Below are 11,284 nucleotides of genomic sequence, written 5' to 3'. Positions count from 1 at the left end.
AGGCATGCGACGTCCACAACTCCGACATGACCCAAAGCGACCCGCTTCAAGCGGCCTCGGCCGACCATAGACCAGGAGTGTCCGCCTGCCCCTGCCGGTATCCTTCACATCTGACGATCAGCCAGGAGGATGGCATGAGGCGCACCGATCCGGACTATCCAAACGCCCTGGAGGCCGCGGTCGAGATCCTTCGGGAGCGGGCTCGCGAGGGCCTGGACATGTCCTACGGGGAGCTGAGCGCCAAGTTGGCAGACAAGGACTTCGACTCGATCCCTCCCCATCGCGGAATCATGACCTACCTCCTCAAGGACGTCTGCCTCTACGAGAACCAGGACGGTCGATCCCCGATGCTCTCGGCCATTGTGGTCAACAAGGCCAGCCGCGAACCGTCCGGACAGTTCTCGGCCCTTGCCCGGCAGCTGCCATTCGCCCGGCCAGGCGGGTGGACCTGGAAGGACGAACAGCAGGCGGTGTTCGCCCGATACGGCGGAAGCTGACGCACGCCCTGCAAGCGCGGCCGTATGACGATCGAGGCGTTCCTGACGGCCGAGGCTCACGCAGGCGTGCCGACAGCCCTCACGTCTCCAGGGAGCTGCATCCCGGGGCCGGCCGGACGGAATCTGAACGAGCAGCTGGCCTGGCCGGCTCAGGACATGACGGAGCAGTCGATCACCAAGCTGCTGTCGAACCATGCCGACTACGGAGTGCGGGCCGCCTCTCGGTCCCCGGTAGCTCCGTCGATGCGTTCGCGAAGGAGGTCGGCGTGGCCGTTGTGGCGGGCGTACTCCTCGATCATGTGGGTGAGGATGTAGCGGAGCGAGAAGTCGTTCCTGCCGAAGTGACCGGTGGCGTCGAGGGATTCGGCCGCGTCCACGATGGCGCTGGACCGGGCACACTCCTCGTGCCAGATCTCGAACGCTTCGGCCGGGTCTGCGGTGTCGACATCGAATGCGCCGCCTTCGCTCCGGGGCCAATGGGGCTTGGTGTGCTCGCCGTCAAGCACGTTGCGGAACCAGGTCCGCTCGACGTCGGCCATGTGCCGAACGAGCCCGAGCAGGGAGAGTCCCGAGGGCGGCACGGCCTTCTCCCTCAGCCGCGCGGCGGTGAGCCCCGCGCACTTCATGGCCAGCGTCTCGCGCTGGTACTGCAGGAAGCCGGTCAGCATCGTGCGCTCATCGGCCACCCTGAGTGACTCGGGCCTCTTCTGGGCGTCCATCGTGACATCGTCCCAGCCCCAGTCGATCGACGGCATCTCGGGCGGAATGCGCCCCCATGCATGCGGCTGTCCTGCCACCTCTCGCCGTCACGGTGATGGGGCGCCCAGGGGCGGCGCGGACAGAACCTGCAGCCGATGAGGTGCGAAGGGCAAGCGGCGAACAGAGCCGCAGCCGCAGCCACAGCCGCAGTCCGGGCTCCTCATGAAGGACATCGGGGCTTCGAAAAACTATTGATGTCAACAATGACCGCTCCTCGCACAAAGCCCGGGTCACGGAGTCGGCGGCTTGTGACTAGCGTTGAGGCATGGACGCCGATCCGGTGAGGTTGTTTCTCTGCGGCGACGTGATGCTCGGGCGAGGTGTCGACCAGATCCTCCCCCACCCGGGCGATCCGACCCTGCGGGAGCCGTACGTCGGGGATGCACTGACCTACGTCGAGTTGGCGGAGGCCGTGAACGGCACGATTCCTCGTCCGGTCGACTTCTCCTGGCCCTGGGGGGAGGCCCTGCGGCTCCTCGACAGCGCCGCGCCCGACGTCCGGGTGGTGAATCTGGAGACGAGCGTCACCCGGAGCGACGACTTCGCACCGGGCAAGCAGGTGCACTACCGGATGGCTCCGGCCAATCTCCCCTGCCTGGCCGCGGGCCGACCCGACGCCTGCGTGCTGGCCAACAACCACGTGCTGGACTTCGGGCGCCTCGGGCTCGAAGAGACGCTCGGAACCTTGGCGCACGCGGGACTGCGGGCGGTGGGGGCAGGACGGGACACGGGCTCGGCACGGCGGCCCGCGATCGTCCCGGTGGACGGCGGCAGGCGGGTTCTGATCTTCGCGTTCGGGACGGCGTCCAGCGGGATTCCGGCGACGTGGGCCGCAGTCGAGGACCACGCCGGCGTCGCCCTCGTGTCGGAAACCTCGGACGCGGACGCCGCCGAGGTCGCCGACCGAGTACGGCGGGTGAAGCGACCGGGCGACATCGTGGTCGTATCGATCCACTGGGGGTCCAACTGGGGCTACCACGTCTCCCCCGCTCAGATCCGCTTCGCGCACGCGCTGATCGACGGAGGTGCCGACGTGGTGCACGGGCACTCCTCGCACCATCCCCGCCCCGTCGAGGTCTACCGCGGCAAGCTCGTCCTCTACGGCTGCGGCGACTTCATCGACGACTACGAGGGCATCTCGGGCCATGAGGAGTACCGGGACGACTTGCGCCTGCTGTACTTCGTCTCGGTCGAACCGGACACCGGAAAGCTGGTCGACGCGTACATGGCGCCGGTACAGGCTCGACAGATGCGCCTCACGCCCGCACCGCACGAAGACTCCCAGTGGGTACGGGAGATTCTCGACCGGGTCAGCCGCGTCTTCGGCTCACGCATCGACCTCGGTCCGGACGGCATGCTCGGCCTCCGGCGGACGCGAGGAGAGCGGACGTGACCGGAGAGATTTCTCCTGCATCCCAAGATCTCCTCCAGGCCGTCCTGATGGCCGGGATCCGCGACGAGCGACTGCTCGACGCCGTACGGGAGACGCCGCGAGCAGGATTCGTCCCTGCCGAATACGTCGCCCTCGCCTACGAGGACCGGCCCGTCCCGATCCCGCACGGGCAAGTGACCACCCAGCCCTCGCTGTCGGCGAAGATGATCGAAGGTCTGGAACTCACCGGAACCGAGCACGTCCTCGAAGTCGGTACCGGCCTGGCCTTTCAGACCGCTCTGATCGCCCGCCTCGCCGCGGACGTCGTGAGCATCGAGATATGGCCGGATCTCGTTCGGCGGGCGCGGCGGAATCTCGCCCACCAGAGCATTCGCAATGTGGAGCTGCGCGTCGGGGACGGCGGCTGCGGCGTCCCGGACCGCGCCCCGTACGACGCCGTCATCGTCTCCGCCGCGTTCCCCGAAGTCCCTCCCCCGCTGGTCGGGCAACTTCGGCTCGGCGGCCGCCTGGTCCAGCCCATCGGACCGGGCGGGGAGGAGCAGGTCATGTCCTTCCGACGCACCGCTTCGGGACTGCAGCACCGGCAGACCCTCACCTGGGCCAGGTTCGTCCGGCTGCACGGACGGTACGGCTTCTCGTCCTGAGACAGTGAAGAGACCTGCCCGAATCGCACTCGTTCCGAACAGCGTGCTCGTTCTCCGGCGGACGTGAGGGGAGCGGACGGCGAGGGTGTACGCCACCCCGCCGTCAGTGTTCCCAGACGGCGGTGAGTGCGGCGACCGGGTCGGCTTCGGCTGGGGCGCACGGCCACCAGTCGCCGTTCTCCTGCCGGTACGGGTACCAGCGGCCGTCCGGGCCGAGGCGGAGCTGGAGGCCGGTGTCGCCGAGGGTGAGGCGGTTGCGCCAGGCCCGCAACGGCGTCGGGGCGCCCGGGGCGTCCCGGGGTGCCATGTCGGTGAGCGCCTCGGTCACCGCGGTGCGGGCCGAGGTCATGACGGCCGGGTCGGCCGGCCCGGGCTCCTCGGCGACGGCCATCCCGACCGCGCCATCGTGGCGCCAGGCCCGGGTGAGCCGGGCGAGCTCCAGGGGGCGCAGTCCGGTACCGGCCTGCAGTCCGTGGAACCAGTCGGGGTCGCGTTGGGTGGTGGTCAGGCGTACCGCGTCCTGGCGTTGGGCGAGTGCGAGGGACGAGTGGTCCCCGGCGAGAAGCGATCGGGCGCGGGCGGCGGTGTCGGCGCTGAGGCGTTCGAGGTCGCCGCTGGTGAGCCCCGATCCCGTGGGGGGATCGGCGGGCAGCCGGCCGTCCGCAGGTCGCGCAGCGGACCGGGCCCCGGGCAGGCGCGGCTGCGGCAGACCTGGCTGTTCCTGCGCCCAGCGCGCGTACGCGGCAGCGGCCGGGATCCCCGCCGGGACGTCCTGGGCGGCGGCCCGTTCGGCCGTCCGCCGCTCGCGCAGGGCGGTGAAGACCTGCTCGCGGTCCCGGCCGCGCAGGGCGAAGAGCACGAACGGGTCCTCGTCGATGCGGGCGGCGATCGCGTAGCACAGGGCGGCGGCGTGCTTGCACGGGTAGCCCCAGTCGGGGCAGCTGCACTCGGGGTCGAGCTCGGTGGGCGCGGGCAGCAGGGGTACGCCCGCGGTGCGCGTGTCCTCGACCAGTTCCGCGGGCATCTCGCCGTCCAGCAGTGCGGCCACGTGGCCGGCCCGGGTGGCGATCGCGTCGAGCAGGGTGTCCCACTGGCGGTCCGTGAGCGGAGGGACGTGCACGGCGGAGCGGTAGGGCCGGGGGCGGCTGCCCTGCACCGGGGCCTTCATCTGCCCGGGCGCGACCACGACCTGACCGACCATGCCCTTGCGGGCGTAGGTGCGGCCCCGGGCCAGACGGCCGGAGTCGAGGGTGGAGTCCTCCAGGGCGGTCACCCAGGCCTGGCCCCACCAGGTGGCGGCGAACGCGCGGGCGCCTCGGGTGGGTGCTCGACGGGCCGGGCTCATGCGCACCTCTCGCTTCGCTCGACAGGGGCGTTCGCCCATGCGCACCTCTCGACGACTCTCCCCCGGCCTTCGGCCGGGGGGACCCCCATGCTGCGCTCGCTCATGACTGCCTCCTCAGGGCCACCAGTTCCGCCAGTTCGTCGTCGCCGAGTTCGGTCAGGGCGGCCTCGCCGGAGCCGACCACGGCCTCGGCCAGGGCGCGCTTGCTCTCCAGGAGCCGGGCCACCTTGTCCTCCACGGTGCCCTCGGCCACGAGTTTGTGGACCTGCACCGGCCGGTCCTGGCCGATCCGGTAGGCACGGTCGGTGGCCTGGTCCTCGACGGCCGGGTTCCACCAGCGGTCGTAGTGCACCACATGGGTCGCACGGGTGAGGTTGAGCCCGGTACCGGCCGCCTTGAGCGACAGCAGGAAGACCGGGACCTCCCCCGCCTGGAACGCGGACACCATCTCCTCGCGCCGGGCCACCGGGGTGCCGCCGTGCAGGTACAGCGGGGCCGTCCCGCGCTGCACGAGATGACGTTCGATCAGCTTGGCCATCTGCGTGTACTGGGTGAAGACCAGCGCCGACTCCCCCTCGGCGACGATCGTGTCGAGCAACTCGTCGAGGACGTCGAGCTTGCCGGAGCGCCCGGTCAGCGGACCGGCCTGGCGCAGGTACTGCGCGGGGTGGTTGCAGATCTGCTTGAGTCCGGTGAGCAGTTTGAGCACCAGGCCGCGGCGGGCGATGCCCTCGCTCTCGCGGATGCGCTCCATGGTCTCGCGCACCACGGCCTCGTACAGCGAGGCCTGTTCGGCGGTGAGCTGGACGATGCGCTCGGTCTCGGTCTTCGCCGGCAGCTCGGGGGCGATGCCGGGGTCGCTCTTCTTGCGGCGCAGCAGGAAGGGCCGCACCAGACGGGAGAGCCGCTCGGCGGCCTCCGGGTCCTCGCCGGACTCCACCGCCCGCGCGTGGCGCTCGCGGAAGGCGGGCAGGGATCCGAGCAGCCCCGGTGTGGTCCAGTCCAGCAGTGCCCACAGCTCGGAGAGGTTGTTCTCGACCGGGGTGCCGGTGAGTGCGACCCGGGCCCGGCCCGGCAGGGCGCGGAGCTCGCGGGCGGTGGTGCTGTAGGGGTTCTTGACGTGCTGCGCCTCGTCGGCCGCCAGCAGTCCCCAGCCGACCTCGGCCAGGCGCTCCCGGTCCCGGCGCAGCACGCCGTACGTCACCAGCACGATCTCGTCGTCGGCCACGTCGTCGAGGTGCCGTCCGCCACCGTGGTACCGGCGTACGACGGTACCGGGCGCGAACTTCTCGGCCTCGCGCTGCCAGTTGCCGAGCAGCGAGGCCGGGCAGACCACCAGGGTCGGTCCGGCCGTTGCCGGATCCGCCTGGCGGTGCAGGTGCAGGGCGAGGAGGGTGATGGTCTTGCCGAGGCCCATGTCGTCGGCGAGGCAGCCGCCCAGTCCCAGCTCGCACATCTGCGCAAGCCAGGCGAGGCCCCGCCGCTGGTAGTCGCGCAGGGTGGCCTTGAGCGCGGGCGGCTGTTCGACGGCGCTTTTCGCCTCGGGGTCGCGGATGCGGGCCACCAGCTCGCCGAGCGCGCCGACCGCCAGGCAGGGAACGGGCTCGCCCTCGTGCTCGGCCTCCCCGGTCAGCGCCGCGGTGAGCGCGTCCATCGGGCCGAGCGGCTCCATCCGACGGCGCTTGGCACGGGCCACCAGCTTCGGGTCGGCGATCACCCACTGGTCGCGCAGCCGGACCAGCGGACGGCGTGACTCGGCCAGGGCGTCCATCTCGGCCTCGGTCAGCTCCTCGCCGCCGAGCGAGATCTGCCAGCGGAAGTCGAGCAGCGTGTCGGTGTCCAGCAGGCCGCCGGCGGTACTGCCCGGGGCGGTGTGCTGCCCGATCACCGCCTGCGCGGTGAGTGCCTTCACCAGCTCGCGCGGCCAGTGCACGGCGATGCCGGCGGCGCCCAGCGCGTCGGTGGCATCGCCCAGCAGCTCAAGCGCCTCGTCGTCGGTCAGCCGCAGCTGGTCGGGCGCGGCGTCCTGGAGCAGCCGGCCCAGCGGCGCCCAGGCGCGGGCGCCGCGCCGCAGGGCCAGCAGCATCTCCGTCTCGGCACGCGGGCCGAGCAGCCGCTCGGTCGCCGCCGGATCGGCCCATGCATGCCCTGCTTCCAACACCAGAGCGGGGTCCTGGGCGGTGTGGAGCTGGAGCACGGCGCGGAACTGCTTCCGGCGGCCCACGGGCGGGTCGACCCGCAGTGACACCGAGACATCGGCGACCAGTGACGCTTCCAACTCCTCAGCCCAGGAACGCAGTTGGGGCAGAGGACGGACTTCCCGCCAGGCGTACGGGAGTTCGCCGACCGCGAGCGGCGCGGCCGGCGTACGGGCCAGGGTGTCGGCCGCAGCGTCGCAGAAGGCTCGCAGGAGCGGGGCGGGCTCGGCGATGCGCAGCGGCGCGGGGCCCGGCTGCGCCAGGCAGTGGGCGTGCGGCGGGAAGGCTGCAGCCAGCTCGTCCAGGGCCCGGCGGTGCCCGGCGTCGTACGGCCCGGCCCGCCAGGTGTCGTACCCCTCGGGGCTGAGCCCCGGGTAGAGGCGGCCGTCGCCGATCAGCGCCAGGGCGAATCGCGCGGCGGCGGCCCAGGCGGGGACGGAGGGGTGTCCGGCGTCGGCGGAGAGCAGCGCGGGCAGGGCGACGGCGGCCTCGACCGCGAAGCCCGGGACGGTACGGCGGCGCACCGAGCGTCCGTGCGGCAGCACCAGTTCGGCCGAGCGCGCGTCGACGCCGGCCGGGGGCTGCGACGCCGGGGCGGCCTCGGCGTCGGCGGCCCGCCACAGGAACAGCCGTCCGTGGCGGGCCACTTCCTCGGGCAGGAACACCGCGGCCCAGCCGCCGCCGAGCAGCCCGGTCACCCACGACACGGCCTCCGGAGCGGCAAGGGGCGGCACGGCGCGCTGCCTCGGCACCTTGACTGTCACGCGAGCCATGTCGGGAGAGCTCCTTCGGTTCCGTCGTGTGTCACCGGCGCGACCTGGCCTTGTTGGCCGAGGTGCGCAGGCGCTTGGCCAGCTTCTTGTCGACGTCGCGCAGCGCGTCGCCCAGTGCGGTGAGCACGTCGGCGGCGGACGGATGTCCGCTGCGCCACAGCTCGTCGGCCACCAGGGAGAGCGTGGTGCACAGTTCACCGTCCGCCTCGCCGAGGAACTCGGCGAGCTCGCACGTGTCCAGGCCGGCCATCGCGGCGAACGTGTCGACCGTCAGCCACAGCGTGGTCAGCCCGTCGTGCCCGTCCGTCTCCTCGCCGCGCGCGAACAGGGCACCGGCCGCCAGCTGGCGGCAGCCGTCCACTTCGGAGGCGGCGGCCTTGCGCAGTACCCGAAGCGCCCGTTCCTCCTCCAGCCGCGTCAGCACCGGCAGCGCGCAGCTGCGGCGCATCGCGGACCCCGCGTCGGTGCCCGTGCAGGCGTCGATCAGCTGCACCGCCGCGTCCGCCTGGGTACGGCGGGCCAGCCAGCCGTGCACCTCCTGCGCGGCGGCCTCCGGCGAGTAGGCGGGCAGGGCGTCGAGCAGGGTGGCGGCGTCCGCGTCGGCGTGCTCTCCGACCAGCGGGGCGATGTCCCCCAGCTCCAGCAGGAACTCGCGCAGGCCGTGGCGGCCGAGCCGGGTCAACCGGAGCCGGCCCTGCGCGCCTGCCTCCTGCCGGGCCTGGCGCGGCACCAGGGGCGCGGCCGGGCTGCCGAGCAGGATGCCCAGCACCGCTGCCTCGGGATCATCGGGTCGATCACCCCACTCGACCTCGGCGGCACCGAGGCGCTCCAGCACGTCGGCCAGCTCGTCCACGAGCGCGCTGAGCATCACCTCGAGGAGAGGGACGGCCCGCGCGGACGCCCCCTCCGTCATGCCGACGAGCTCGGTGCCCTTGTCCAGCCACTCGCCCTCGGGGAGCGCGTAGAGGAGTCGGAGGAGCTTGATCACCGTGTCCGGTGCGACCGGCAGCAGGTTCCCGAGCAGGCCGGGGATCCCGCTCGCGGTCTCTTCGGCGAGGAAGAGCAACTCCTCGCCGAGCGCCTCCTCCCAGCCCGTCAGCAGCATGTCGTCGTCGACGACGGCACACCGGGCAGCACCTGAGGCGATCTCGACCAGTCCGCCCGCGACGGCGAGCTGCCACGGGTCGTCGACGATCGGTAGATCGCCGGCACTGCGCATCGCCCCGAGATGGCCGGCGCGCTCCTCGGGGTCCTCGAACTCCTCGTCGAGCCGCCACAGTTCGAGCTCCTCGACGGCCTCGCGGGCGAGCGCGGGCCGCAGCACGCCTTTCGCCGTGACCTTCCGGCCGTCGCCGCACCAGGCGGCGAGTCGCGACGCGGCGTCGAACAGCGGGACCGCGCGAGCCGTGGCAGCCAGTTCCGCGCGGGGCGGCAGCGACACCGCAGGCAGTAGCTCCGGCTCGGCCGCACCGTCCGGAAACCCCCCGAGGTCGGGACTCGACCGCACATGGTCCCCCACCCGGCACTGACCGCACGTGCAGTGCACCAGATCCGCTTCGGTGGGACGAGGACCGTCGCGCCGGGCGAGGGCACGATCCTTCCCGCCGTTCCGGCGCCGACCGGCCGGACCAGGAGTGCGCAGCGCCAGCGACTCCAGTGCGCGGCTGACCTCCCGGGCGTCGAAGGCGGCCGGGTCATGGCCGCGCTCGCGCAGTTCCCCCACCAGGTCCGCGTACACCTCCTCGGAGTCCGCCGGTTCAGGATCGGCGAGCATCGCCAGTACGGTCTCCATGCCCCGGGGCCCGCCGATGTCCTCGGCGGGCGGGTCGGCCCGGCGACCCCCCACGCAGCGGGCCACCCGCTCCCCGCTCCCGGTCGGCAGGACCTTCTCCACGGTGACCCGATGGACCCAGTCGTCACCGAAGTCGTAGGTGTAGTCGAGGCGATCGCCGACCTCGGGGAGGACGTCCGCCACGGAGACCGACTCCTCGTCGACGCTCCCGAAGTACGACTCCTCCGCCGCATCGGCCGGGCCGTACTCCCGGCCCAGACCGTCCTCGAAGCCGTGCAGATGGCTCTCGGTCCAGCCGAACGCCCGCTGGATCACCTCGTGCAGACTGCCCAGCGTGACGTCGGACGCCAGTAGGACGCGGCGCCACACCGGGGGCTTCGTGCCGAGGAGCACGATCTTGAGCTGATGCTCCGTCGTCTGTCGCATGCTCCAGGCCACCTCTCCGCACCCCTCACCCGATCAGAGGAAATCCTGGCGGTTGCACCGACGCCAGGGCAAACCGCCGCGGAAGGCGTGCCGGGCACGACGGACTCCACCTCGACGCCCGTCCTGCCGCCGGGCGATGCCGGACACACCCGGCACGGCCACCAGCACATCGGGAACCCAACACGTCGGGACCCCACGTGGACGAGTTGATCCCGCCCGCCTGCGCACCGGCTGTCAGTTCGGCCTGACGTCACTCGAAGGAGTGATGTCAGGCCGCGCCCCTTGCCCGCTGCTCCTCCTGGCTGCCAGCCCGTGTCACGGTGCCCGAACCTCGCTGACGTCGGCTTCAGGCCGCTCCGCCGAGACTGCGGCGGTCAGGGGCCGTCCAGCTGCAGCACCGTGGAGGCCCACTCCAGAGTGGCCGATGGTTCAGGTTTCCTCTCGGACGCGGAACATCCCCTCGGGGCTCGGAAGAGCGCCGAGGGGATTTCGCGTTTTCCGGGATGGTTTTCGGGGGGGGGGGTGGCAGGGCTGGCAGGGTCGGCTCGCGCAACCTCGCGGCGGCTCAGATCTGCCGGGACTCCCCCAGTGCGCTCTCGATGCCCTGGACCATCCGCCACAGCGGCGCCCTACGGCTGGCGACCAGGACGACGACGTCGTCGGGCTCGCCCTCGCCCGCGCCCTCGGTGGGGCGCTCGCTCCAGGTGCCGACGACGAAGGCCATCGCGGTGTCCACCTCGGCCACCCAGTCGCTCTCCCCGCCCGAGCGCAGCCAGGTCCGCAGGGCGTGGTTGTGCGCCGCGACGACGGCGGCCGCGATCACGTCGGCGCGCAGCGACCCGTCCGGGCGGTCGTCGAACCTGCCGCGCAGGTAGGCCGCGAGGGTGTGCTCGTACCGCCACACCACCGACAGCTCGTACGCGCGCAGGCCGGGCACCTTGCGGGTGAGCCGGTAGCGCTGGACGGAGAAGGACGGCTGCTCGGCGTACATCCGCAGGACGAGGCGGGCCGCGTCGCAGGCGTGCTGGACCGGGTCCTCCTCTCCGGTGCCGGACTCCAGGAACTCCGTCATCTCGGCCAGGCTGCGTTCGTGGTCGGGGAAGACCACGTCCTCCTTGGCCGGGAAGTAGCGGAAGAAGGAGCGTCGGCCGACCCCGGCGAGGGACACGATGTCGTCGATGGTGGTCTGTTCGAAGCCACGCTCCAGGAAGAGCTCGAAGGCCGCGGCCACCAGCGCCTCGCGCATCGCCGGCTTCGAGGGCCCGTCGTTCATGGGCAGGTCCTGCTCTTCCTTCTCGCTCATTCCCGGGAACATAACATCGCGCATGGCATCGGCCCCGAACGGCCGAGGCCGCGTGCGTTACGGCAGGTTGCGGGCCATGACGATGCGCTGGACCTGGTTGGTGCCCTCGTAGATCTGCGTGATCTTCGCGTCCCGCATCATCCGCTCCACCGGG

At 72.0% G+C, this 11,284-nt stretch carries 9 protein-coding genes; 3 read left to right on the top strand and 6 right to left on the bottom strand.

Annotation, left to right across the window (positions count from 1 at the left end; genetic code table 11):
- The coding region (locus ACWCXH_RS38815; RefSeq protein ID WP_449806228.1) for a hypothetical protein at window positions 1-497 on the top strand (497 nt) is incomplete at its 5' end.
- A gap of 200 nt (window positions 498-697) precedes the next feature.
- Here the strand turns inward: ACWCXH_RS38815 and ACWCXH_RS38810 are convergent.
- On the bottom strand, window positions 698-1,252 hold the full coding sequence (locus ACWCXH_RS38810; RefSeq protein WP_449806227.1) for a DinB family protein: 555 nt from the start codon (window positions 1,250-1,252) through the stop codon (window positions 698-700).
- 269 nt (window positions 1,253-1,521) lie between these two features.
- On the opposite strand from ACWCXH_RS38810, the gene ACWCXH_RS38805 reads away from it, so the two are divergent.
- Both ACWCXH_RS38805 and ACWCXH_RS38800 read left to right on the top strand, forming a co-directional pair.
- A complete protein-coding gene (locus tag ACWCXH_RS38805; protein ID WP_449806226.1) occupies window positions 1,522-2,649 on the top strand; it encodes a CapA family protein in 1,128 nt (375 codons plus the stop codon).
- Window positions 2,646-3,293, top strand: coding sequence for a protein-L-isoaspartate(D-aspartate) O-methyltransferase (locus ACWCXH_RS38800; protein WP_449806225.1), 648 nt, complete (start codon window positions 2,646-2,648; stop codon window positions 3,291-3,293). The genes ACWCXH_RS38805 and ACWCXH_RS38800 overlap by 4 nt, the downstream gene beginning before the upstream one ends.
- Window positions 3,294-3,396: 103 nt before the next feature.
- On the opposite strand, the gene ACWCXH_RS38795 is transcribed toward ACWCXH_RS38800, so the two are convergent.
- The 5 genes from ACWCXH_RS38795 to ACWCXH_RS38775 form a co-directional block, all read right to left on the bottom strand.
- Window positions 3,397-4,638 (bottom strand): SWIM zinc finger family protein, encoded by a 1,242-nt coding sequence (locus tag ACWCXH_RS38795; protein ID WP_449806224.1) that lies wholly within the window; start codon window positions 4,636-4,638, stop codon window positions 3,397-3,399.
- Window positions 4,639-4,738: 100 nt separating this feature from the next.
- Window positions 4,739-7,609: an SNF2-related protein gene (locus ACWCXH_RS38790; RefSeq protein ID WP_449806223.1), complete on the bottom strand. Its 2,871-nt coding sequence runs from the start codon at window positions 7,607-7,609 to the stop codon at window positions 4,739-4,741.
- A 31-nt stretch (window positions 7,610-7,640) separates the two neighbouring features.
- Complete coding sequence (locus ACWCXH_RS38785) at window positions 7,641-9,827, bottom strand: IS1096 element passenger TnpR family protein (protein ID WP_449806222.1); 2,187 nt, start codon at window positions 9,825-9,827, stop codon at window positions 7,641-7,643.
- A gap of 565 nt (window positions 9,828-10,392) precedes the next feature.
- Window positions 10,393-11,073 carry a TetR family transcriptional regulator gene (locus ACWCXH_RS38780; protein ID WP_449806229.1) on the bottom strand — a complete coding sequence of 227 codons (681 nt, stop codon included), beginning with the start codon at window positions 11,071-11,073 and terminating at the stop codon, window positions 10,393-10,395.
- A gap of 114 nt (window positions 11,074-11,187) precedes the next feature.
- A partial coding sequence (locus tag ACWCXH_RS38775; protein WP_157849844.1) for an acyl-CoA dehydrogenase family protein occupies window positions 11,188-11,284 on the bottom strand: 97 nt, incomplete at its 5' end.

The sequence above is a fragment of the Kitasatospora sp. NPDC001660 genome (assembly GCF_053596725.1).
The sequence above is the reverse complement of the archived record's forward strand: the minus strand, read 5'-3'. Positions and strand labels throughout refer to the sequence as shown.

Excerpts from the sequence above, each read along its gene's own strand:
- ACWCXH_RS38810 (WP_449806227.1), bottom strand. The coding sequence starts at position 1,252 with ATGCCGTCGATCGACTGGGGCTGGGACGATGTCACGATGGACGCCCAG.
- ACWCXH_RS38805 (WP_449806226.1), top strand. The coding sequence starts at position 1,522 with ATGGACGCCGATCCGGTGAGGTTGTTTCTCTGCGGCGACGTGATGCTC.
- ACWCXH_RS38795 (WP_449806224.1), bottom strand. The coding sequence starts at position 4,638 with ATGAGCCCGGCCCGTCGAGCACCCACCCGAGGCGCCCGCGCGTTCGCC.
- ACWCXH_RS38790 (WP_449806223.1), bottom strand. The coding sequence starts at position 7,609 with ATGGCTCGCGTGACAGTCAAGGTGCCGAGGCAGCGCGCCGTGCCGCCC.
- ACWCXH_RS38785 (WP_449806222.1), bottom strand. The coding sequence starts at position 9,827 with ATGCGACAGACGACGGAGCATCAGCTCAAGATCGTGCTCCTCGGCACG.
- ACWCXH_RS38780 (WP_449806229.1), bottom strand. The coding sequence starts at position 11,073 with ATGCGCGAGGCGCTGGTGGCCGCGGCCTTCGAGCTCTTCCTGGAGCGT.